This is a genomic window from uncultured Caulobacter sp., assembly GCF_937900395.1.
Lineage (GTDB): Bacteria > Pseudomonadota > Alphaproteobacteria > Caulobacterales > Caulobacteraceae > Caulobacter.
Genome location: NZ_CALCDX010000216.1, coordinates 110,940 through 134,608, shown reverse-complemented (window position 1 = coordinate 134,608; position 23,669 = coordinate 110,940). Strand labels below are relative to the sequence as shown.

The window sequence follows — 23,669 nt, the reverse complement described above, 5'->3', positions numbered from 1 at the left end:
GGAAGCTGGAAATGACAGATTGTCAAAATTTATGGACAGATTGCGTTCAGCGTGCAGCAATTTGAAAGTCGCGCCTCGATGCTGGGCGATATGACTTTCTTGGCCGCGGAGCGCGTTCTGGCGCCTCGTTAAAAGTCGTCCGGCGACTAGGCTCCGCATGAATGGAGGAAGCCCGATGGTTCGATTTGCGTCCGCCGTGGCGTTGGCCGCGCTACTGATGAGCGCTAGCGTCGCGCGGGCGGAGACGGCGGCGGGGCCCGACGCCGTTGGGCCTGGCTACGAATATTATGCGATCGGCGATGTGAACGCCCCGACGCCGGGCAAGACCGGACCCTTGCTGGGCCTGTTCGGCGGCGGCGACTGGCCGGTCGAAGCGTTTCGGACCTTCGTGAAGCAGTCGGGCGGCGGCCACATCGTCGTGCTGCGCGCCCGCGGCGGCCGCGAACTGCAGGACGAGATCTACAAGGATGTCGGCGGCGCGGTCTCGGTCGAGACCCTGGTGATCCACAACGAAGACGCCGGCGACGATCCCAAGCTGCTGGCGATCATCGCCCGCGCCGACGGCATTTTCTTCGGCGGCGGCGACCAGAGCAATTATGTGCGCGCTTGGAAGGGCACGGCGCTGAACAAGGCGCTGGACGCCCACGTCAAGGCGGGCAAGCCGATCGGCGGCACCAGCGCGGGCCTCGCGGTCCTGGGCGGCTATGTCTACGGCTGCCTCGACTCCATCAGCCTGACATCGCCCGACGCGCTGAAGAACCCGACGGGGCCCAGCGTCACGCTCGTGCGCGATTTCCTGCACCTGCCGTACCTATCGAAGGTCATTACCGACACCCACTTCGACAAGCGCGATCGCCAGGGGCGGCTCATCACTTTCGTGGGGCGGCTGGCCCAGGAAGAGAACGACACGACGATCACGGGCCTCGGCGTCGATGAGGCCGGGGCGATGCTGATCGACGCCGAGGGGGTCGGTCGCTACTACGGCCCCGGCCACGCTTGGCTGGTGCGTCCGATGAAGAAGCCGGCGACGATCATCGCCGGCCAGCCGTTGACCTATGCCGCGTTCCCGATCGTGGGGCTCGGGCCGAAAAGCACCCTCGACTTCAAGACTTTCCAGGTGACCAATCCCGATTTCACCATCACCGCGAGGGTCGACAAGGGCGTGCTGATCCGCAGCGACCGTCAGAACAAGTCCAATGCGCGTTAGGATCAAGATGATGTCCCACACCCTCAGTCGTTTTGCGCTCGTCGCGCTTTCGGCCCTTCTGTTGGCCGCGCCCGCGACGGCGGCTGAGACGGCGTCTCAATGGTCCCTGGCGGTCCACGGCGGGGCGGGCGTGCTCGAACGCGGAGAGCTGACGCCCGAGAAGGACAAGGCCTACCGCGCTGGACTGAACGCGGCGCTGGAGGCGGGCGCGAAGGTTCTGAAGGCGGGCGGTTCCAGCCTCGACGCGGTCGAGGCCGCTGTCCGGGTGCTGGAGGACAATCCCCTGTTCAATGCCGGCAAGGGCGCGGTCTTCACGGCCGAGGGGCGCAACGAGCTAGACGCGGCGATCATGGACGGCGCGACCTTGAAAGCTGGCGCCGTCGCGGGCGCCACGCGGACGCGCAATCCGATCAGTCTGGCGCGCGCGGTCATGGAGAAGTCTCCCCACGTGCTGCTGGCCCGCGAAGGCGCTGACCAGTTCTCCAAGGAGATGGGTCTGGAACAGGCGCCGCCCGAGTATTTCTATACCGAGGAGCGCTGGAAGCAGTTGCTGGCCTGGCGCAAGGATCATCACGCCGCGTTGGACCCTACCCACCTGTTCGGCACGGTCGGCGCGGTCGCTCTGGATCAGGCCGGCCACGTCGCCGCCGCGACCTCGACCGGCGGCATGACGGGCAAGCGCTGGGGGCGCATCGGCGACAGCCCCATCATCGGCGCGGGAACCTACGCGCGAGACGGAGTCTGTGCGGTCTCGGCCACTGGCTCGGGCGAGTACTTCATCCGGGAAAGCGCCGCGCGTCAGGTCTGCGATCGCGTGGCGTGGAAAGGGGAGGCGATCCAGCAGGCGGCCGACGGGGCCATGGCCTCGATCACCAAGATCGGCGGCGACGGCGGACTGATCGCCATCGACGGCCAGGGGCGCGTGGCGTTCGGCATGAACGATCTTGGCATGTATCGTGGTGCGATTTCCTCCGCGGCCCCCACGCCGCGCACGGCGATCTACGCCGATGAGCCTTCACCGCGTTGATCTGAATCGCCAACTGGGGGAGCGGGCGTGACGAAATCGGATGACCGAGGACTGAACGACCTGGACCGGCGCCTGCTGGCCCTGCTGAGGGAGGACTCCCGACAGCCGGTGACCAAGCTGGCCAGCGATCTCGGGCTGTCCCGCGCCAATGTCTACGCTCGCCTCAGCCGGCTGGAGGAGGAGGGGGTGATCGGCGGCTATACCGTCAGGTTGGGTGAGGCCTACGATCGGCGGCTGATCCGCGCCCAGGTGATGATCAAGGCCTTGCTGAAACACGCGAAGGCGATCGAGGAGGCCTTGGCTCGGATGCCCGGGCTTTCGGCGTTGCACGCAATCAGCGGCGAATACGACCTGATCGCGGTCGTGGAGGCCGAGACCGTCGGCGAACTCAACGCCCTGATCGACGCCATCGGCGAACTGGAGGGGATCGAGCGGACGACGTCATCGATCCTGCTGGCGACGAAGGTTCTGCGCTAAGGGCCTTTTGCCGAGCTTTTCTCTCGCTGGCGCCGCCCAACTCGGCCGTTTTTACGGTCCGCTCCGACATAACCTCTTGCCCGGGTTCAGCGGAGAGACGCCGTGCAGCTTGAGCAGATCCATACCGGGCCGGGCTTCCTGGGCGTCGCGGCAGACTCGGGACGCGCGGCTCCGCATCGCGCCCATGTCATGCTCCGATTGGCGCGTCGGGACATGGACAGCGTCGAGCGCGACTTGGCGGACCTCGCCGGGCTGACCGCGCTGCACCAGATTTCGGGCGACTATGATCTGGTGGCGGTGGTCGAAGCCTCGCAGGCCGAGGCGCTGGACGCTTTGGTTGCCAAGATCACCCGCCTGCGCGGTGTCAGCGCGGCCATGACCTCTCGCATCCTGTCTCCGGTCCGGGCCGACGCCCGATCCTTCGCCGCCTGAAGCCCTTTCGCCAGAAAGAGACGCCGTCGTGGATATTCCCTACCCCTGCCTGATGTTCCTCGCCGACGTCGATCGCGTCAGCGCCAAGACCGCCTTGGGCGTGGCCTATTGGCGTCCTGACGCCTGTGTCGGCCAACTGCGCTTGCCCGGCGGCGAGGTCGATCTGGGCCTGCCTGACATGAGCCCCAGCGCGGCGAAGGCCGCCGGCGCGCGCTCCTTGCTGATCGGCGTGGCCAATGCCGGCGGCTTCATTCCGCCGCACTGGGAAGCCGTGCTGATCGAGGCTCTGGAAGCGGGCCTGGACCTGGTTTCAGGGCTGCATACTCGTCTCGCTAGCCTGCCGCGTGTTCGGGAGACGGCCGAGCGCCTGGGGCGTCGGCTGTTCGAGGCGCGGGAGGCTGATCCCCGCTTTATCGTGGTCGGCGAGGGCGCCAAGCGTAGCGGTCGGCGCCTGCTCACCGTCGGCACCGATTGCGCCGTCGGCAAGATGTATGCGGCGCTGGCCCTCACCAAGGAGCTGAAGGCGCGGGACGTCGACGCCGACTTCCGCGCCACCGGCCAGACCGGCATCTTCATCGCCGGCTCGGGAGCGCCGATCGACGCGATCGTTTCGGATTTCGTGGCCGGGGCGGCCGAGGCGCTAAGTCCGGCGGCGGCGCCCAACCACTGGGACGTCATCGAGGGGCAGGGCTCGTTGTTCCATCCCGCCTACGCCGGCGTCACGCTGGGCCTGCTGCACGGCAGCCAGCCTGACGCGCTGGTGCTCTGCCACGATGCGTTGCGTACGGCGATCGACGGGCTGGAAACCTTCCCGACGCCCAGCCTGGCCGAGGCGGCGGAGCTGAATCTGCGGCTGGCGAGGCTGACCAATCCCGCCGTGCGCCTCGCCGGGGTCTGTGTGAACACCTCGCGGCTCTCCGTCGAGGACGCCGCGGCCTATCTGCGCGATGTTAAGGCTGAGCTGGGCGTTCCGTGCTGCGATCCGGTGCGCACGGGCGTTGCGGCCATCGTCGATGGTCTTGTCGAGGATAGCGTGCGCCGAGGCGCGGCCTGATGCGGCTGACCGCGCGGTCGCGGGTCCACGCCCTGACCGAACCCTTCGTCATCGCGCGGAAAGCCTATACCGAGGCCGTCGTCGTCGAGGTCGAGATCGAGGCGGGAGGCGCTGTGGGGCGCGGCGAGGCCGCGGGCGTCGATTACCGCGGCGACATACCTGACCGGATGCTTCTGCAGCTGCAGGATCTGGCCGAGCGGCTGGAGCGGGGCGAAGCGCTGGACCGCGGGCGTTTGCAAGCGCTCTTGCCGGCGGGGGGCGCCCGCAACGCCGTCGATTGCGCCCTCTGGGATCTGGACGCCAAGCGCTCGGGCGTCCCCGCCGTCGTCCAGGCGGGCCTGGCGCCGCTGACGCCCGTCGAGACCTTTGTCACCCTGGGGATGGACACGCCGGCCGCGATGGGGGCCAAGGCCGCCCGCTGGGCGAGCCGCTACGGCGCGCTGAAGGTCAAGCTGGGCGACGCGGACGACATGGCGCGTCTCGAGGCCATTCGCGCGGCTGCGCCATCGGCCCGCCTGATCGCCGACGCCAACCAGGGCTGGACGCTCGCGCAGCTCAATGACCGCGCGCCGCGCATGGCTCAATTGGGCGTGGAGCTCCTGGAGCAACCGCTGCCGGTGGGCCGGGATGACGAACTTTTCGAGTATCGCGGCGCCGTGCCGCTTTGCGCCGACGAGTCGTTCGACGATCGCGCGGACCTCGACAAGATCCTGGGCCGCTACGCCTTCTGCAACATCAAGCTGGACAAGGCCGGGGGGCTGACCGAAGCGCTGGCGGTCGCCGCCGCGGCGCGCCATGCCGGCCTGCGGCTGATGGTCGGCTGTATGGAAGGGACGTCGCTCGGCATCGCTCCGGCTCTGCTGTTGGCGCAGAGCTGCGAGATCATCGATCTGGATTGTCCGATGCAGCTCGTCCGCGATGTCGATGGCGGCTTCGGCTACCAGGACGGCTGGTTGAGACCCAACGGGCCGGAGCTCTGGGGCTAGGCGTCAGGTGTCGAGATCCTGGCCGGTCGCCAGCAGGGCGGCCAGGTCCAGGTTCGCCTCGCCCTTCAGTTTCTTGGTCACAGGCAGGGTCACGTAGTCGAACGAGACGTTCAGAGTGTCCAGCATGTGCTCCATGATGGTCTGATAGTGTTCGATGCCGAAGGCGGCCACCGTGATCAGATAGTCGACGCCGCCCAGCACGGCCTGGCAGCCGATCACGTTCGGCAGGTCGGCGATGCCGGCCTCGAACACCTTGGCCTTGGCGTAGGAGTAGTCCGTCAGCTTGATTTGCACGACGAAGGTCGAGAGCTTGGCCAGCCGCCCCAGGTCGACCTCGGCGTGATAGCCGCGAATGATCTTGGACTTCTCGAGCCGTTTCATCCGCTCCCAGCAGCGCGAGGCCGACAGCCCGACCAATTCGCCCATCGCCGCCTTGGTTACGCGTCCTTGGCGCTGCAGCAGCGCCAAAATCTTGAGGTCGATGCGGTCGAGGTCCTTGCGCGGGTCCGTCATGGGCCGTCCTTGCTGGTCGTCGCGTCACGCTTAGCGCAACGGCGGCGGGAAAGGTAAGCGCCTGCGGCGGATCGCGGGAAGGCTCCTCGCGCCAAGAGCCCGTGAAACAGCGGAAACGCTTGCCAGCCCGCGCTAGACTTCACCGGATGCAACAGGGCGTGGGCGTATGAGACTTCATCTGTTCCGGTCGGCCATGGGCGCGACCTTCGCTTGCCTGCTGGGCTCCAGCGCCCTGGCCTCGACGTTGATCGTCCACGCCAAGGTGGTAGATGGCTCCGGCGCGCCGGCCCGCGCTGTCAACGTGCGGATCGACAAGGATCGCATCGTCGCCGTCGGCGCGCTGAAACCTGCACCCGGCGAGGTCATCGTCGACGCCAAGGGTTTGACCCTGGCGCCAGGCTTCATCGATGCCCACAGCCACCACGATCGGCAGGCCGAGAAGACGCCGGACATGGCGATGCTGGCCGCCCAGGGCGTGACCACCATCGTGGTGGGACAGGACGGCGAGTCCGCCCTGCCGATCAGGACCTATTTCGATCAGCTGGCTCGCTCGCCTCTCGCCGTCAACGTCGCCTCCTATACGGGTCATGGCAGCTTGCGCGCCCGCGCCATGGGGCAGGACTACAAGCGTCCGGCCACACAGGCGGAGATCGCGCATATGAGCGCCGAGCTGTCCGAGGATCTCCGCGCGGGATCGCTGGGCCTTTCGACGGGGCTTGAGTACGACCCTGGCATCTACGGGACGCCCGATGAGGTGATCGCCCTGGCCAAGACGGCGGCGGCTGGCGGCGGACGCTATATCAGCCACCTGCGCAGCGAGGACGTGAAGCTGGACGCGGCGATCGATGAGATCATCAAGATCGGCCGCGAAGCGAAGTTGCCCGTTCAGATCTCGCACCTGAAGATCGGCATCGTCGATCGCTGGGGCGAGGCGCCGAAGATCCTGGCCAAGCTGGACGCCGCGCGCGCCCAGGGCGTGGACATCACGGCCGACGTCTATCCGTACAGTTTTTGGCAGAGCAATCTTTCGGTGCTGCTGCCGGAGCGAAACTTCGAAGATCGCGCCGCCGCGCGGTTCGCCCTGTCCAAACTGACCACGCCCGAGGGGCTAAGGATCGCGGTGTTCGCGCCGGATCCCTCGCTGGTCGGCAAGACCATCGCCCAGATCGCGGCCGAGCGGCGCGCCGATCCGGTCGAGACCTATCTGGCGCTGACCCGGCAGTCGGAGGCCTATGGCGCGGCCCATCCAGACATCGAGCGGGTGGACGCGGTGATCGGCTCGGCGATGGCCGAGTCTGACATCGCCGCCTTCGTCGCCTGGAAGTACGCAGTAATCTGCTCCGACGGCATGACCCACGGCCTTCACCCGCGGGGGTTCGGGTCCTTCGCCAAGGTCCTGCGGGTCTACGTCCGGGAAAAGCATCTGCTGACCCTGGAAGAGGCCGTCCACAAGATGTCGGCGCAGACGGCCGCCCAGCTCGGCTTGGCCGAAAGGGGCGCGATCGCGCCGGGCTTTTATGCCGATCTCGTGCTGTTCGATCCCGCGCGTATCGCCGACCGTTCGGATCTGGACCATCCCAACGCCGTGGCGACCGGCGTCAGCAAGGTCTGGGTCAACGGCGTCGTCGTCTTCGATAAGGGGGCCACAACGCGCGCGCGGCCGGGGCAGGTCGTGCGGCGGGCCGGCTGGTCGTCGGGAAGTTAGGCGGCCTTCGTCATCTTGACGGCTCGCGGACGCGCCGATCGAACCGCGGGCCAGCTGTTCGACATCATGATTGGCGCCGCGTGATCACGCTGTCACGCATCCGTCGTCAACGCCTTCTAGTCCCGGCCCTGACTTAAGCCGGGATTTCAGTCATGTTCAGTCGTCTTTGTCTCGCCACCGCCATTTCGGCGGCGGTCTTGGGCCTGGCCTCCTCGGCGGCGGCGGCGTCCGACGGGCTGGTTCGCCTGCCTCTGACCCAGAACGGTGGGACCTGGGCGTCTGGGCACGTGCAGGGCGTCGCGGTCGATGTGAAAGGCGGCTACGTCTATTACTCGTTCACGAACCTGCTCGCGAAGTACGACTTCGACGGGAAGCTGATCGGGACCCTGGTCGGCTGGACCGGGCACCTGGGCGACCTGGATTTCAATCCAGCCGATGGCAAGGTCTATGGGTCGCTGGAATACAAGAAGGACAGGGCGTTCTACATCGCGGTCATCGACGTGGCTCGCCTGAATAAGGTCGGCGTCGAGGCGAGCCAGAGCGAAATCTTCCGCACCGTCTATCTTCCAGAGGTCGTGAAGGATTATTCCGCCGACCTGAACGGGGACGGACGGCTCGACGGCGACGATGGCAAGATCAAGGGCGATGGCGTCGCCTCGCGCGATCACCGCTATGGCTGTTCGGGCATCGACGGGGTGTCGTTTGGCCCCGCGTTCGGTCGCGTGGACGGTCCGCGCTACCTGACCGTGGCCTACGGGATCTACGGGGACACGTCGCGGACCGACAATGACCATCAGGTGCTGCTGCAGTACGCCGTCGCCGATTGGGACCGCTACGCCAGCGCCCTGACCGAGGCGGCGCCGCACCACAACGGCCCCGCGGCGCCGAGTGGCAAATATTTCGTCCGAACCGGCAACACGCGCTACGGCGTCCAGAACCTGGCCTATGACGAAACCCAGCAGCGCTGGTTCATGGGCGTCTATCGGGGCGGCAAGCCGGACTTCCCCAACTATCTCCTGTTCGCCATTGACGCGCGCGCCAGGCCGGCGGCGGCGGACTTGGTGGGCGTGCCAGCTCCTGGCGGCAAGGGATGGGAGCAGGGGGCGCTGATCCCGCTCGCGGCCGACGGCCTGAAGGATCCCGCCACCGGCGTGCGCGGCTGGAACCAGAAGGCCGATGTCGGCTTCCAGCCTGTCGGCCACGGGCTGTTCTATGTCTCCGCCAACGCCGCGATCGATGGCAAGCAGACGGCCGACCTCACCCTGATGCGCTGGACCGACGACGCCCAGCAGCCGTTTGTACCGGCTACGGAAGAAGACGCCCGCGCCCTGACCGCCGCCCCGGCCGCGCGGTGATCTCGTGACAATTTCCGGTCCTGGCTAAGCCGGACTGTCACAATAGGGGGCTAGGCAGGCTTTCGGACCGAGAGGGGCCTGCGCCGGGGTTGGCGCAATAGTCAGCCAGCGGATGACGGATGAGCAGCGCCGACAGGGATAGGACACTGTGGTTCCTGCGGAACATCCTGCCGCATGAGCCGGCGCTGCGGGGCTGGCTGTCGCGCGGCGCCTTGCCCGGGATCGACGCCGACGACATCATCCAGGAGGCCTATTCGATCCTGGCGGAGCTGGAGTCGGTCGACGGCATCCGCCATCCCCGCGCCTATCTGTTTCAGGTCGCCAGGTCGATCATCACCCGCCATGTCCGCCGCGCCCGGATCGTGCCGATCCACGCGGTCGACGACCTCGAGCGCCTGGACCCGCTGGACGACGAAGCCTCGCCCGAGCAGCGTACGATCGATCGGGACGAGCTGAGGCGACTGGCGCGTGCGATCGCCGCCATGCCGCTGAAGACGCAAGAGGCCTTCGTGCTGCGCCGCGTCCAGGGATTGTCCCAGCGCGAGGTGGCGGCGCGGATGCGGATTTCGGAGAACACCGTCGAGACGCACATCTCGCGCGGCGTGCTTTTCTTGATTGATTGGTTCGGGCGTGGCGGAAGCAAGCGCTCCCAAACCTCTAAGACGATGAACCGGGAGAACGCCTCGAGACATGGCCGTGCGAGAAACCCATCGCGACATTGATCGCGCGGCGTCCGAATGGGCGGCGCGGCAGGATCGCGGCCCGCTCTCGCCGGAAGAGGACGCGGTGTTGGAAGCCTGGCTGCGGGGGGATCCCCGCCGCCGGGGCGCGCTGCTGCGCGCGCGCGCCGTATCGTTGATGAGCGAGTCAGCCCAGGCTCTGGGCCCCGACTTCGATCCCGAAACCTTCGCGGAGCCGCGGCGCCCGAGGCTATCGCGCCGCGGGATGCTGACGGGCTCCGGCGCGGCGGTGGCGGCCGCCTCCTTGGCCGCCTTTGGCTTGGTGAGCTCGGCCGCCGGCGCGGTGATCAGCACCGAGCGCGGCGAGATCCGCCTGGTGCCGCTGAAGGACGGGTCGACCGTCCTTCTGAACACCGAAAGCCGCATCCGCGTCCGCTATGACGAGGGGCGGCGCGAGGTCACCCTGCTAGAGGGCGAGGCCTATTTCTCGGTCGCCCGCGACGAGCGGCGGCCGTTCGTGGTCGAGGTGGACGGTCGCAAGCTGCGGACGGCGCAGGCGGGCTTTCGCGTCCGCAAGTTGGACAAGGCCCCGGTCGACCTACTGGTCAGCCAGGGCCGGGTCGATGTCTCCGCCGCCCCGCTCTTTGGCGCCGGCAAGGTGTTGGTGGTCAGCGCCAACACCCGGCTGGCCCTTGCCGACGCCGTCCACCCCTCCGCCGAGCGGCCTCGTCCGATCGCGCCCGAGGCGGTGACCCGCGACCTGGCCTGGCGCGACGGCAAGCTGGCGTTCGAGGGGGAGACCCTTGGCCAGGCCGCCTCGGCCTTCGCGCGCTACAGCGACACCCGGATCGAGATCCGTGACCCCGCCCTGGCCCGCGAACCCGTCACGGGTCTCTTCGCCGCCAGCGATCCGGTCGGCTTCAGCCGCGCCGTCGCTCAGGTGTTCGACGCTCGCCTGCAGAAAGATGGCGACACGGTTGTGCTGAGCCGTGGCGCGCAACCTCCTGCTGCAGCGCAATAAGAAGTTTTTGCAACAGATAGCGGAAGGGGCCAGAGCGATGGCTCTCAACCCGCAACGTCGCGAGCAACGCGATGCCTGGGGGTTCGTATAGCCAATGATTTCTCGTTCTTCCCTTCTGGCCTGCGGGGCGTCGCTGGTCGCCATGGCGATCGCCGCGCCGGCTTTCGCGCAGGATCGCGTCTTTGATGTCCCCGCCCAGGCGGCCGTCCGCGCCATCCCGGAGCTGGCGCGCCAAGGCCAGGTGCAGATCATCGCTCCCGCGCGCCAGCTGGAAGGTATCCAGACCCCGGCCGTGAAGGGAACGATGGACGTTCGCACGGCCCTGCGCCGCCTGATCGCCGGCACGCCGCTGCAGATCGACACCGACGACGGCCAGATCATCACCTTGCGATCCACCGCGAGCGCCTCGCGCCCCCAGTCCGGCGTCGGTAGCGGAACTGTTCGAGGCCGCGTCCTCAACACCGCCACCGGCGAATATGTCCGCAACGCCGAGATCCGCGTCGAGGGCGCGCCGATCGTCGCCTATTCCGAGGATGATGGCGACTTCCGCCTGACCGGCGTCCCGTCCGGCGATGTGACGGTGAAGGTCAAGTACGCGGGCCTGCAGGAGGCGACCCTCGTCGTCTCGGTCGCGCCGAACCAGACCGCCAATCTCGACGTGGCGCTGAGCCCGCTGTCCAGCCTGGACCAGGTCGAGGCCGTGACCATCACCGCCAAGCGCGAAGGTCAGGCCGCCGCCATCATGGAACGCCGCGCCTCGACCAACGCCAAGACCGTCGTGGCGGCCGACAACTTCGGCGCCCTGACCATGGGCGACGTGGGCGAGTTCATGAAGAACATGCCCGGCATCTCGCTGGACTACACCGAGGTCGACGCCACCGCCGTCCGCATCGGCGGCCTGGATCCCAAGTACTCGACCTTCACGACCGACGGCGCGCGCATGGCGACGGCGACCTCTAACAACAACAGCGGCCGCCAGAACTCGTTCGAGCAGATGTCGATCACCGGCGTCGACTCGATCGAGCTGAACAACACCTTGCAGGCCAACATGGACGCCGACAGCCCCGGCGGCGCCATCAACCTGCGCAGCAAGTACGCCTTCCAGCGCACCAGCCGTCTGCTGCGCTTCCAAATCGGCGGCGTGGGGACGTCGGACAGCAGCCTGTCGCGCAAGTACCTGCCGGACGACAAGAAGCACTCGACGATCTTCCCCTCGGCCCAGGTCGGCTATGCCGACGTGTTCCTGGACGGCCGCCTGGGGATCGCCTTCAACGCCAGCTACAACGCCAACTACGTTCAGCAGGACCGCATCCAGACCGACTGGTCCTACCTCGCCAGCGGCCGGGTCATTCCCTATCAGGTGATGTGGCGTCCGGGTCCCAAGCTGACCCACCGCAAGGCCGCCAATCTCAGCGTCGACTACAAACTGACCGACCAGTGGGCCCTGTCGCTGCGCTCGACCTACTCGTTCTACGACGTCGAGTACTTCAACCAGTACACCTACCTGATCTTCGGCACGACCAGCGCGTCCCAGACCACGGCGGACTCGACCCCAACCCACATCGTGGTCAATCCGAACGGGACCAACACTCGCCTTCACACCCAGTATTCGCATCGCTACGCCGGCACGCCCTCGTGGCTTGTCGCGCCGAAGCTGGAATATCGCGGCGACACCTGGGAGGCGTTGCTGCGCGGCAGCTATTCCACGTCGGAGTTCAATTTCCGGGACAACTCGAAGGGCTTCTTTCAGCGTACGGACAGTTACCTGACGCGCATCGGCTTCACGCTGGATCGCGCCTCTGAAGACTCCAACCAATGGACATTGCGCCAGACGGCCGGCCGTCCCTGGGGCGACCCGACCAGCTTCAATCGCGACGACGACATCGGCAACAACATCCGCACGTCCGAGTCCGACGCTCAAAACCAGATGTACGGCCTGAACTTCGATCTGAAGAAGAAGCTGAACATTGGGGACGTGCAGCTGAAGGTCCTGGCCGGCGCGGCCTACCGCACCAACGTCTGGAAGACCAACGAGGGCTCCTACCAGCAGTTCCAGTACGTCGGCCCCACCGGCGACTTGACCCAGAAGGCGCCGGAAGCCGTCATTCCCTGGACCCAGAACTACCAGTTCAAGATCCTGGGCTTCGACGCCGGCAATCTGAACGACCAGAACTGGCGCGCGGACAGCAACTACGCCGTCTACGACATCTACAAGGCCCATCCGGAGTATTTCGTCCCGGACACCGTGGGCAACCTGAAGCGCCGCCTCGACAACAACAAGAAGGTCGGCGAGGAGATCAACGCCGCCTATTTCGAGATCCAGCCCCGCATCGGCAAGGCCTCGTTCGACCTGGGCCTGCGCTACGAAAAGACCAAGACCGACGCGCGCGTCGCCGACATCCGGCCCGCCAAGGAAGTGACCGCCGCCGGCCTGTCGACCAGCACGGTCCCGGGTCTGCTCTACCAGTATCGCAACGGGACCTATTCGACGCGCCACGGCGAGTACGACGACTGGTTCTGGAGCGGCGGCGCCAAGTACGACTTCACCAAGAAGCTGGTCGGCCAGTTGGCCTTCAGCCAGTCGATCCTGCGACCCGACTACGGCAACCTGGGCGGCGTGGTCTCGGTCAATGACGACACCCTGATCGTGTCGGTGCCGAACCCGCTGCTGAAGCCCGAGCACTCGACCAAGTACTTCGCCAGCCTGCAGTACTATCTGGAGCCGTCGGGCGTGATCGGCGTCTCGGCCTACAAGCTGGACGTCAAGGACATGCAGGTCACGGGCGTCACGGTGAACCCCGAGGACGTGGGCTACAATCCCGCCGACTATGCAGGCTATGCGTTCCGCAGCGCCCAGAACCTGCCCGGGACCAACACCAACAAGGGCCTGACGCTGGAATACGACCAGCAGCTGACCTTCCTGCCGGGCGCGCTGCGAGGCCTTGGCCTGCGGGCCTCGATCACCAAGATCGACCCCGACGGCGAGCGCGTCAGCCTGCCCAAGACCTCGGGCAACTGGGGCCTGCGCTACAGCTACGGCAAGTTCGACGTGCAGCTGACCGGCAACGCCCAGTCGAAGTACCGGACCAGCGCGCTCAGCAACACGCCGACCACCGCCAACAACGGCATCCTGTACCACGCCGCCCGTGAGCTCTGGAACGTCAGCGCAAGCTACAAGATCAACAGGCAGTTCGAAGTCATGCTGGCCGGCCGCAACATCTTCAATGCGCCGGATGTGATCTACTCGAACGTCCGCAGCCGGGTGCAGCAGTACAGCATCTACGGCTCGATGTGGAACATCGGCCTCAAGGGCTCCTTCTAGATTTCCCCGACCAACTCCATCTCCCGCGACTTTCTGGTCGCGGGAGTTTTCTTTTGCGGAGGACCCGTCATGGCTCCTAGGATCGATCGTCGCATCCTGATCGCCGGAGGCCTCGGCCTGGCCGGCCTGACCCTGCCCGCCGGCCAGGCGCTGGCCCGCCAGGTGCTGGCCGCGACCGGCTTCACCCACAACGTCGCCAGCGGCGAGCCCGCGGCCGACGCCATGTTGTTGTGGACGCGCTACGTCCCCGCGACCGACACCAATGTCATCCGGCTTGAGGTCGAGCTGGCCCTGGACCCGGACTTTACCAAGGTGGTCTCGGGCGCCGCCGTGCGAACGGGCGCCTATCGCGACTGGACCGCCAAGGTGACGGTCGACGGGCTGAAGCCTGGGACCGTCTACTGGTACCGCTTCGTGGCGCCGGACGGGGCCAAGTCGCCCGTCGGCCGTACCAAGACCCTGCCGCAGGGCCCAGTGAACCGTTTCGGCCTGGCCGTCTTCTCGTGCTCGAACCTGCCCTACGGCTGGTTCAACGCCTACGCCCACGCCGCCGCGCGTCAGGACCTGGATCTCTGGCTGCACACGGGTGACTACCTGTACGAGTACGGCGCGGCCTCAATCAAGGAGGCCGACCTGGTCGCCGGGCGCCTGCCTGAGCCCTCGACAGAGATCCTGGCCATCGCCGACTACCGCCTGCGCTACGCTAGCTATCGCGCCGATCCGGACCTGCAGCGCCTGCACCAGATGGCGCCGATGGTTGCGCTTTGGGACGATCACGAGTCGTCCAACGACAGCTGGGAAGGCGGTGCCCAGAACCACCAACCTGACAAGGAAGGCGACTGGAACCTGCGTCGCGCCGCGGCCATGCAGGTCTATCGCGAGTGGATGCCGGTCTCGGACGAGCCGTGGAAGGCCTATCCGATCGGCACGCTGGCAACCCTCTACCGCACGGAGTCTCGCCTTCTGGCTCGCACGAAGCCGGCCAATATCGACGCGGCTTTCAAGGCCGCTGATCCCGACGCCGCGCTCAAGGCGTTCCGCGACGGCGTCTGGAAGGATCCCTCGGCGACCATGATGGGCTCTACGCAGGAAAGCTGGCTGGCCCATCAGATGAAGGCCAATCCAGGCTGGCAACTGATCGGCATGGGCACGATCCTCGGCCGCACGGTCATGCCCAAGGACGCCGTGGACTGGCTGCGACCGACCGTCTCCGACAAGAAGGTCGCCAGCTACCGCAATGACATTCGCGCCGCCGCGCAAGGGATGCCGATGTGGATGGATCGCTGGGACGGTTATCCCGCCGCGCGTTCCCGCCTTCTGACATCGGCCCAAGCCGCCGACGCCGATCTCGTCATGCTGTCGGGCGACAGCCACAACGCCTGGGCTTTCGGCCTGACCGAGGACGGCCGCCCCGCCGGCGTCGAGTTCGCCGGTCACGCGGTCACCTCAAAAGGCCTTGAGGGCGATATGGGCGCTGATCCCGAGGTGGTCGCGCGCGGCTTCATGGCGGCCAATCCCGAAATGAAATGGGAGAACACCAACCAGCGCGGTTACATGATGATCGAGGTCACTCAGAAGCGTGTGACCGGGGAGTGGCTGTTCCTGAAGACGATCAAGGACCGCGACACCACGCTGGCTGGAACGCACCGGATGTCGGTCGAGCGCGGGCGAAAGGCGTTCACCGTCTAGGTCGGGATGAACGCGAAAAGAGCCGGCGCTGATTAGGGGCGCGTCAGTCTCCATAACGTCACCTGGGATGCGATCCCGGGCGGCGCGTCGATCCGCATCAAGCGGCACTCTTTCGCTCGCCCAGGGGCGAAAGTGGGCGTTGTGACGAAGTCCTTCCAGATCGCGTTGCCGGCGCGGTCCTCAGCCGTGATGACAAGGCGCCGGATGGGCGCGCCGGGAGCGCGGCGGCACAGCCATCCGCGAAGGACCTGACGGTCATCGGCCATGCGGTCGAGACCAAACGCCTTCACGATGAACGCGCGGCTTCCGATGTCGCCGACGACGACATTGGCGGACGTTGGGGCAGGGGAAAGCGCCAGGGCCAGCGCCAGGCCGATGGCGGCGATCATTGCGGAGCCTCCTCTTCGGACAGCCAGAGTTCATGGGCGTCCAGGGCCAGCCGAAGCAGCGCGCCCTGGGCGGCGGCGCGGGCCGAAACCTCGATTCGGCGCGCGTCGAAAAGCTGGCGGCGGGCCGCCAGCAGATCCGTCAGGTCCCGCTCGCCAAGAGCATAGGCGCGCTGCACCCGATCGGCGGCCTGAGCCGCGGCGGCGGTGGCCTGGCTAGCCCGCGCCCAGGCCGCGAGACCTGACCTGGCCTTGGCCACATCGTTGCGTCCCTCGGCTTCGACGTCGCGGACCACCATCCGGTAACGCGCCTCGGCGGCCGATGCGGATGCGGACTGGCGTTCGGCGGTGGCGGAGCGTCCGACGCTTCCGAACGGAATGCTGACGGTGAGCCCAGCGCCCGTCTCGGCGCCGCCGCGCTCGTTGAAGACGCGAAGGCCGACGGTCGGATCGGGCCGCTGGTCAAGTCGAGCCCTGCGAGCCAGGGCGCTGTCGCGGTCCGCCAACGCCTTGGCGATGGTGATCTCGTGGCTGCGCGCGATGACCACGGGGATCCATTCGTCCAGAGCGCGGGTCGGCGCCACCGGCGCGGAGAGAGACGGGGCGCGGGGCGGGGCCAGGCCGGGGTACAACATGTCGATCGCCGATCGCGCGGCCTCGGCGCGCCCCTGGGTTTCGGCCAGGGTCGCCTGGGCTCGCGCCAAGGCCGCCTGCGCCAGTTCGAGCTCAAGCTGGGACGCGTCCTTCAGTTCGACCCGCCGCCGCAGCGCCGCGACTTCTCTTTCATCGACCGCGATTTCGTCGCGATCCACCAAGATGCGGGCCTCGGCTTCCAGCCATTCGATCCAGAGGCCGGCGAGGCGCAGCGAGGCTTGGTGACGCGCGTCGTCTACGCTGTCGCGCGCCGCGAGGGCGCCGGCCGAGCCGGCCGCGAGATCCAGCGCGCGCTTGCCCGGAGAGCGCAGGGCCCGGCTGGCTTGCACCGACCACTCCGCGAAATCGCCTTCCCCTCGGATCCGGCGGCGGTCGCTCGAAAGGCCGATGATCGTCTCGTAGGGACCCGCGGCGAGACCGCGCCGTTCGGCCTCGGCGCTGCGTTGCAGGGCGCGAGCCTCGGCCAGCTCTGGCGAAGCTTCCAGCGCCGCCAGGATGAGCGCGTCGCTGGGCAGGAAATCTGGCCGGCTCCAGCCGGTGTCGGCGGCCATGGCCGACGAAGCCAGGGCGAGACCAGCCGCGGCGGCGAGAAGAAGGGCTTTCACGATCAAGCCTCCAGCACCGCCGCCCCTCGCTCGACGCCGAAGCGACGATAGAGGATGGGCAGCAGGATCAGGGTGAGCAGGGTGGAGGTCACGAGACCGCCTACCACGACGATGGCGAGCGGACGCTGGATCTCGGACCCGGGGCCGGTGGCCGTCAGCAGCGGGACCAAGCCCAGCGCCGTGATGCTGGCGGTCATAAGGACCGGGCGAAGTCGTCGGCGCGCGCCCTCGGTGACGGCGGTGGTCACGTCGCGGCCGCGCTGCACCAGCTCATTGAAGTGCGAGACCAGGACCAGCCCGTTGAGAACCGCGATGCCGAGGAGGGCGATCAGCCCCACGGACGCGGGGACCGACAGGTACTCGCCCGAGATCCATAGCGCCACGATGCCGCCGATCATCGCGAAGGGGATGTTGGCCAGGATCAGCAGCGATTGCCGTGTCGATTTCAGACTGATGAAGAGGACCAGAAAAATCAGGCCCAGGGCCATGGGCACCACCACGCCGAGGCGGGCCGCGGCGCGCTTCTGGTTCTCGAACTGGCCGCCCCAGGCGATGCGATAGCCAGGGGGCAGGGGGACGTCGCGGGCGACGTTGGCCTGCGCTTCCTTGACGAAGCCAACAAGATCGCGGCCTTGCACATAGGCCTGGATCACGGCGAAGCGGGAGGCGTTTTCGCGATCGATCTTGACCGGCCCCTCGCGGCGCTCGATGCGGGCGACGTCGCCGGCGCGGAGCAGGCCGCCGTCGGGCGTGGCGATCTGGGCCTGTTCGAACTGGGCCGGGTCGTCCCGAAGATCCCGCGGACCGCGCACGAGGATCGGCGTGCGCTTGCCCTGTTCGAAGACCACGCCGGCGGGCGCGCCCTCGAGCTGGGCGCGCAGTTCCTGCTGCAGCGCCTCCGCCGACAGACCGGCGCGGACGGCCGCCGCTCGATCGACGTCCAGCTGGAGATAGGTCACGCTGTCGCCGGCCACGGTGTAGACGTCGGACGCGCCGCGCGTCTTCTTCAAGGTCTCCTCGATCCGTCCCGCGAGATCGCCCAGGGTCTGGAGGTCGGGGCCGAAGACCTTCACCGCCAGGTCGCCCCGGCTGCCGGTCAGCATTTCCGAGACACGCATCTCAATGGGCTGGGTGAAGGTGGCTTCCACGCCGGGGAACTGGGCCGCGACCTTGCGGATCTCCTCGGTCAGCCAGGCCTTGTCCTTTTTCCGCCAATCCTTGCGGTCGGTCAGGACGAGGAAGCTGTCGGTCTCGTTCAGGCCCATGGGGTCGAGACCCAGCTCGTCGGAGCCGACACGCGCGACGATGCGCTTGACCTCCGGCACCTGCGCCAGGATGGCGCGTTGCACGGCCATGTCCTGCTTGGCGCTGGCGTCCAGATTGATCGAGGGCAGCTTGGCCAGCTGCATCAGGATGGCGCCTTCATCCATGGTCGGCATGAAGCTCTTGCCGATCAGGACATAGGCGATCGCCGCCAGAACCATGCCGCCGCCGGCCGCCGCAAAAACGGGCTTGGGGCGGGCCAAGGCGCGGGCCAGCTGGCGCTCGTAGAAGGGGCCGATCCGGCGCATGATCCAGGATTCCTGGTGCGCGTGCGCCTTCAGGAGCAGCGAGGCCAGGACCGGGATCACCGTGAACGACAGGAGGAGCGAGGAGCCCAGGGCGAAGACGATGGTCAGGGCCACCGGCGCGAACAGCTTGCCTTCCAGACCCTGCAGGCTGAGCAATGGCAGGAAGACCAGGCAGATGATCAGCACGCCCGAGGTGACCGGCGCGGCGACCTCGGCGACAGCTTCATAGATCACGTGCAGCCGGCGCGACCCGGTCATGGCCGGGTTGTCGAGACGCTCCACGGTGTTCTCGACGACCACGACGGCGGCGTCGACCAGCATGCCGATGGCGATGGCCAGGCCGCCCAGACTCATGAGGTTCGCCGAGAGGCCGAACGCCTTCATCAACAGGAAGGTGGTGAGCGCCGCCAGGGGTAGGGTCACCGCGACCACCGTCGCCGCGCGAAGGTCGCCGAGGAACAGCAGCAGCAGGATGACGACCAGAACGGTGGCTTCGACCAGGGCCTCGTTGACGGTGCCCGTGGCGCGCTCGATCAGGTCGGAGCGATTATAGAAAGGGCTGATCGTTACGCCCTTGGGCAGGGAGGGTTGGATTTCCTTCAGTCGCGCTTCGACCGATTTGACGACCGTCTTGGCGTCGGCCCCTCTCAGGGCGATCACGATGGCCTCGGCTGTCTCCTGTCGGCCGCTTTCGGTGACCGCGCCATACCGCGTCAGGGCCCCTTCGCTGACCTGGGCCAGGTCGCCGAGCCGCGCCGCGCCCCCATCGGGCAGTGAAACCGCGGTGTCGCGCAGATCGTCCAGGCTCGTAATCGCGCCAGCCACGCGGACGACCAGCGCCTCTTCGCCTTCGTTGAGGCGACCCGAGCCATCGTTGCGATTGGAGGCGGGAATGGCGTCGACGATCGCCTGGGCGGTCAGTCCCGCTGCCGCTAGCGCCGCGGGATCGGGAGAGACTTCGAAGGTCTTGGCTCGGCCGCCCAGCACATTCACATCGGCCACGCCGGGGAGGCCGCGCAGGGCTGGGCGAATGGTCCAGTCCAGCAGGGTGCGCTTCTGCTCCAGGGTGAGGCCCTCGCCCTCAAGGGTGAACATGAAGATGTCCGACAGGGGCGTGGAGATCGGAGACAGGCCGCCGCTGACGCCGGCGGGCAGGGCGCTCATGGCGTTCGACAGGCGCTCGGCGGTCTGCTGCCTGGCCCAGTAGACGTCCGTTCCCGGCGCGAAGTCGATCGTCAGGTCGGCGATGGCGTACTTGGCCGTCGAGCGAAGCATGGCCTGCTTGGGAATGCCCAGGAGCTCCATTTCCAGCGGCGTGATGACCTGGCTCTCGACCTCCTCGGGGGTCATGCCCGGGGCCTTGAGAATGATCTTCACCTGGGTCGGCGAGATGTCGGGAAACGCGTCGACGGGCAGCTTCAGGAACGCGTTGACGCCCAGTCCCACCAGGGCGATCGCCAGCACCGCGGCCAGCAGGCGCTGCGAGAGCGCGAAGGCGATGAGCTTGCGCATCCTAGTGTCCTAGCGCCGACTTCAGCTGGGACGCTCCCGAGGACGCGACCCGCGCGCCGCTGGAAAGCCCCGTGACCACCGCTTCCGCGCCCGCCACGCCCACCACGGTGACCGGACGAGCCTCATAGCCGGCGGCCGTCTTGACGAAGACGCGCGCGCCGGCGTGGTCCTGCACCAGCGCGCCGCGCGGGATGGCCTGGGCTCCGGCGGGAGCGGGGCTCAGGAGCGTGAGGGTCACCGTCTGGCCGGGGGCGAGTCCGCTGGTGGCGCTGAGTTCGGCCCGGAGCGGCAGCGAGCGGGTCTTCGGATCGATGCTGGCGCCCAAGGCGACGATCCGGCCGCTCACGTCACCGACCCGCATCGGATAGCCGACCTTCAGCTTGCGGGCGATCTCGGGAGAGACATGCGCCTCGACCCAGAGGCGGTCGGCGCTGTCCAGCGTCACGGCCGGCGCCATGGCTTCCAAGCCGCCTCCCGGCTGAGCGGTGATGGCCGCCACCCGTCCGGCGGCGGGGGCCCGCAGGACGTATTCGCCGCCCGTTCCTCCGGCGCCGGCCAGCAAGCGACGACGCTCGTTGACCATGGCGCGGGCCTGAGCGAGGCGAGCTTGCGCCTCCTCGGCGCGGGCGCCGGCGATCACGCCCTCGCTCGCCAGCTGTTGCAGGCGGCGCGCCGAGGCCTCGGCGACCCGGAGTTCGGCCTGGTTCTGGACGAGCTCTGATGACACGGAGAGGGCCTCGCGGCTGAACAGCGTCACCAAGGGCGCCCCGGCCTTGACCGCTTGTCCCTCCAGCACATGGACGCGCATCACCGTGCCGGCGAACGGCGCGGCGACGACGCGGCGACCGTTGAGAGGCGGGGTGACGGCGCCAGGCAACGCCGCCACGGGGGCGTCGGAGGCCGGCTTGGCGACAGCCAGGACGATGCCCATCGCCTTCTCCTGCGACGCGCTCAAGGTCACGGGCGCGGCGGCGGAGGCCGTCGCGGTCGAGAGCGCGGCGACGAGCGCGGCGGCAAGTAGGGGGCGAGCAGGGGGCATCGGCTCCTCGATGGGCTTGAACCGGACCCAGATGCGCCGCCAGCCTGAAGCCTGTCTGAAGCGAAGCTGAAACGAACCTGAAAGCGCTTAGTCAGGTTCGTTTCAGGCGGTGGTGTTATGAACGGCCGCTAGCCAAGGGAGGCCCGCCATTCGCGTCCTGCTCGTCGAAGATGATCCCGAGATCGCCCGCCGCCTCGTCGCGGCGCTGGCGGAGGCGAGCTTCGTCGTCGAACACGCTGGCGATGGCGAGACCGGTCTTTTGTTGGGCCGAACCAACGATTTTGACGCGGTGGTTCTGGACCTGGGCTTGCCGCGCCTCCCGGGCTTGGAGGTGCTGAAGCAATGGCGCCGAGAAGGCCGCGACATGCCCGTGCTGGTGTTGACGGCGCGCGACGCCTGGACCGACCGAGTTGATGGCCTAAACGCCGGCGCCGATGACTATCTTGGCAAGCCCTTTCAGAACGCCGAGGTGGTGGCGCGCTTGCGGGCGCTGACGCGGCGCTCGGCGGGGCGCTCTTCACCGATCATGCGACGCGGCGACATCGTGCTCGACCCGGAGGCGGGGACTGTCCAGCGCGGCGACGAAGCCGTCGAGTTGACCGCTCGCGAGCTCAAGGTCCTGGCCTATTTGATGCACCGCGCGGGTCGCGTCGTGTCCCAGGGCGAACTGATCGACCACGTCTACAGCCTGGATGAAACGCGCGAGTCGAACACGATCGAGGTCTATGTGGCCCGCCTGCGCAAGAAGCTGGGCAAGGACGCGATCCGCACGATCCGAGGCCTGGGGTACAAGTTCGCCTGATGCGACAGCTCTGGACCAGTTTCCGCACTCGTCTGATCGTCGGCGCCGCCATCTGGATTATCGCGGGCCTGGCGGTCAGCGGTTTTCTGTTGTCGGAACTGTTCAAGGCCCACGTGACCCAGCAGTTCGACGACGAGTTGCACGGCCATGCCGCCGAGCTGGCGGCGCTGATCGAACTCACTCCGGATGGCAAGCTCGTCTTGCACCGACGTCTTAGCGATCCCCGGTTCCTGCCTAGGGACTCGGGGTTCTATTGGCGGGTCGAGGCTCGGAGCGGCCAAGCGATCACTTCGCCGTCGCTGGCGGGCCGCGGCTTGCCGCTGCCCGGGCCGTTTCCGCCTTCCGGGGCCGAGCGGCATGTCTTTGTCGATGGCCCCTCCGGGCAGTTGCGTCTGGTCGAACGATCGGTGGCCACGCCGAACGGTCCGCCGCTGCGCCTGGGCATCGGCGTTGATCAGCGGCTCCTCGACGAGGTGCTGGGGCGGTTCAACTGGACCCTCTTTCTGTCGCTGACGATCGTCGCTTCCGGTCTGATCGCCGCGGCGATGCTGCAGGTGTGGTTTGGCCTGCGCCCGCTGAGCCGCATGCGCCACGCGCTGTCAGCTGTTCGGATGGGCCAAGCCAGCCGACTCCCCGAGGATCTTCCCAGCGAGGTGCGTCCCCTGGCTGTCGACCTCAATGCGCTGCTCGAGGGCAATCTTGAGATGTTGCGGCGGGCTCGCACCCAGGCCGGCAATCTGGCCCATGCGCTGAAGACGCCGCTCGCCATTCTGACGGATGAGGCCGAGCGCATGAGGGCCGCAGGCCAGGTCGAAGCCGCCGAGGTGATCATCCTGCAGTGTGAGCGGATGCGGCGTCAGATCGACTATCAGATCGCCCGGGCCCGCGCGGCGGCTCTGAAGCGCGCCCCCGGCGTGGCCGCCGATGTGCGATCGACGCTGGACCCCATCGTCATGGCTCTGTCGCGCCTCTACGCGCGCCGCGACGTTTCGTTCGCCGTCGCCTACGAGGATCAGCCCGTGGTCGCGGTGGACGCCCAGGACTTGAGCGAGATCCTCGGCAATGTGCTCGACAACGCCGGCAAGTGGGCGCGGTCGCGCGCGGAAATCTTAGTTCGCCGCCGGGGCGACTTCGCCGAAATCATCGTCGACGATGACGGGCCAGGCCTACCGCCCGAGAGCTACGAGCACGTCTTTGGTCTTGGCGAGCGGCTGGACGAGCGAACGCCTGGGCATGGTTTGGGCCTGTCGATCGTGCGGGATCTGGTGGGGCTTTACGAAGGCCGCGTGACGCTGGACGTCGCGACGCTTGGCGGACTGCGTGTGATCCTGACCTTCCCCGCGATCACTCAGTAAATCGGTGGTCAATTTTAGGTTGATATCGTCTCGCGCAGAGAACCTTTTTAGAGCGTCGTCAATCCTTTTATTAGGGTAATTTTTTGCCCTTGCCTTGGGCAATCTGGCCTGTTTGGGGGCGTCTATTTGATCAACCCTGCGCCTGTTGTCAGAAAAATTCCATTTTAAAACCCGACAAATTTGATGGGATTGAGGCTCGTCCGATCCATTTGTGTTCGGAGTGTGGCGTGAGCCATGCCCCGCTCTCTTGGGAGTGGGGCAGGGGGCGGCTCGCGCG

General features: G+C 67.4%; 19 protein-coding genes. 14 read left to right on the top strand and 5 right to left on the bottom strand.

All coding sequences use genetic code 11. The features are described from left to right. Positions 1–217 precede the first annotated feature (217 nt). The 6 genes from Q0379_RS19495 (at position 218) to Q0379_RS19470 (ending at position 5,183) form a co-directional block, all read left to right on the top strand. On the top strand, positions 218–1,207 hold the full coding sequence (locus Q0379_RS19495; protein WP_299015566.1) for a cyanophycinase: 990 nt from the start codon (positions 218–220) through the stop codon (positions 1,205–1,207). Positions 1,208–1,217: 10 nt separating this feature from the next. Further along, on the top strand, positions 1,218–2,234 hold the full coding sequence (locus tag Q0379_RS19490; protein WP_299015564.1) for an isoaspartyl peptidase/L-asparaginase family protein: 1,017 nt from the start codon (positions 1,218–1,220) through the stop codon (positions 2,232–2,234). Positions 2,235–2,261: 27 nt separating this feature from the next. After that, entirely contained in the window at positions 2,262–2,711 is a 450-nt protein-coding gene (locus tag Q0379_RS19485; protein WP_299015562.1) for an Lrp/AsnC family transcriptional regulator, read from the top strand. A gap of 102 nt (positions 2,712–2,813) precedes the next feature. Further along, positions 2,814–3,143 carry an Lrp/AsnC ligand binding domain-containing protein gene (locus tag Q0379_RS19480; RefSeq protein ID WP_299015559.1) on the top strand — a complete coding sequence of 110 codons (330 nt, stop codon included), beginning with the start codon at positions 2,814–2,816 and terminating at the stop codon, positions 3,141–3,143. Positions 3,144–3,171: 28 nt separating this feature from the next. Beyond that, entirely contained in the window at positions 3,172–4,197 is a 1,026-nt protein-coding gene (locus Q0379_RS19475; protein ID WP_299015556.1) for a DUF1611 domain-containing protein, read from the top strand. After that, complete coding sequence (locus Q0379_RS19470) at positions 4,197–5,183, top strand: dipeptide epimerase (protein ID WP_299015553.1); 987 nt, start codon at positions 4,197–4,199, stop codon at positions 5,181–5,183. Before Q0379_RS19475 ends, Q0379_RS19470 begins: the two co-directional genes overlap by 1 nt. Positions 5,184–5,186: 3 nt before the next feature. Here Q0379_RS19470 and Q0379_RS19465 read toward each other — a convergent pair whose 3' ends face one another. Beyond that, a complete protein-coding gene (locus Q0379_RS19465; protein ID WP_299015547.1) occupies positions 5,187–5,696 on the bottom strand; it encodes an Lrp/AsnC family transcriptional regulator in 510 nt (169 codons plus the stop codon). Positions 5,697–5,862: 166 nt separating this feature from the next. Here Q0379_RS19465 and Q0379_RS19460 point away from each other — a divergent pair, with 166 nt between their 5' ends. The 6 genes from Q0379_RS19460 to Q0379_RS19435 all read left to right on the top strand — a co-directional run bounded on the left by Q0379_RS19460 (position 5,863) and on the right by Q0379_RS19435 (position 15,468). Then, positions 5,863–7,401, top strand: coding sequence for a D-aminoacylase (locus tag Q0379_RS19460; RefSeq protein ID WP_299015544.1), 1,539 nt, complete (start codon positions 5,863–5,865; stop codon positions 7,399–7,401). Positions 7,402–7,553: 152 nt separating this feature from the next. Then, a complete protein-coding gene (locus Q0379_RS19455; protein WP_299015541.1) occupies positions 7,554–8,756 on the top strand; it encodes a hypothetical protein in 1,203 nt (400 codons plus the stop codon). Between the two features lie 119 nt (positions 8,757–8,875). Beyond that, a complete protein-coding gene (locus Q0379_RS19450) occupies positions 8,876–9,478 on the top strand; it encodes a sigma-70 family RNA polymerase sigma factor (RefSeq protein WP_299015538.1) in 603 nt (200 codons plus the stop codon). Beyond that, positions 9,447–10,457 (top strand): FecR domain-containing protein, encoded by a 1,011-nt coding sequence (locus tag Q0379_RS19445; protein ID WP_299015535.1) that lies wholly within the window; start codon positions 9,447–9,449, stop codon positions 10,455–10,457. Before Q0379_RS19450 ends, Q0379_RS19445 begins: the two co-directional genes overlap by 32 nt. Before the next feature lie 94 nt (positions 10,458–10,551). Next, complete coding sequence (locus Q0379_RS19440) at positions 10,552–13,779, top strand: TonB-dependent receptor (protein WP_299015532.1); 3,228 nt, start codon at positions 10,552–10,554, stop codon at positions 13,777–13,779. Between the two features lie 69 nt (positions 13,780–13,848). Further along, complete coding sequence (locus Q0379_RS19435; protein ID WP_299015529.1) at positions 13,849–15,468, top strand: alkaline phosphatase D family protein; 1,620 nt, start codon at positions 13,849–13,851, stop codon at positions 15,466–15,468. A gap of 32 nt (positions 15,469–15,500) precedes the next feature. Here the strand turns inward: Q0379_RS19435 and Q0379_RS19430 are convergent, their stop codons facing one another. The 4 genes from Q0379_RS19430 to Q0379_RS19415 are packed head-to-tail and all read right to left on the bottom strand — an operon-like array spanning position 15,501 to position 21,235. Further along, positions 15,501–15,857, bottom strand: coding sequence for a hypothetical protein (locus Q0379_RS19430; protein WP_299015526.1), 357 nt, complete (start codon positions 15,855–15,857; stop codon positions 15,501–15,503). Beyond that, positions 15,854–17,113 (bottom strand): TolC family protein, encoded by a 1,260-nt coding sequence (locus Q0379_RS19425; RefSeq protein WP_299015523.1) that lies wholly within the window; start codon positions 17,111–17,113, stop codon positions 15,854–15,856. The genes Q0379_RS19430 and Q0379_RS19425 overlap by 4 nt, the downstream gene beginning before the upstream one ends. A gap of 2 nt (positions 17,114–17,115) precedes the next feature. Beyond that, entirely contained in the window at positions 17,116–20,196 is a 3,081-nt protein-coding gene (locus Q0379_RS19420; RefSeq protein WP_299015520.1) for an efflux RND transporter permease subunit, read from the bottom strand. 1 nt (position 20,197) lies between these two features. After that, positions 20,198–21,235, bottom strand: a complete 1,038-nt coding sequence (locus Q0379_RS19415) for an efflux RND transporter periplasmic adaptor subunit (protein WP_299015517.1) — start codon at positions 21,233–21,235, stop codon at positions 20,198–20,200. A 148-nt stretch (positions 21,236–21,383) separates the two neighbouring features. Here Q0379_RS19415 and Q0379_RS19410 point away from each other — a divergent pair, with 148 nt between their 5' ends. Then, positions 21,384–22,037, top strand: a complete 654-nt coding sequence (locus Q0379_RS19410; RefSeq protein ID WP_299015600.1) for a response regulator transcription factor — start codon at positions 21,384–21,386, stop codon at positions 22,035–22,037. Continuing rightward, the gene (locus Q0379_RS19405) at positions 22,037–23,392 is read left to right on the top strand and encodes an ATP-binding protein (RefSeq protein WP_299015514.1); all 1,356 of its coding nucleotides are present in this window, start codon (positions 22,037–22,039) and stop codon (positions 23,390–23,392) included. The genes Q0379_RS19410 and Q0379_RS19405 overlap by 1 nt, the downstream gene beginning before the upstream one ends. The last annotated feature ends 277 nt before the right edge of the window (positions 23,393–23,669 follow it).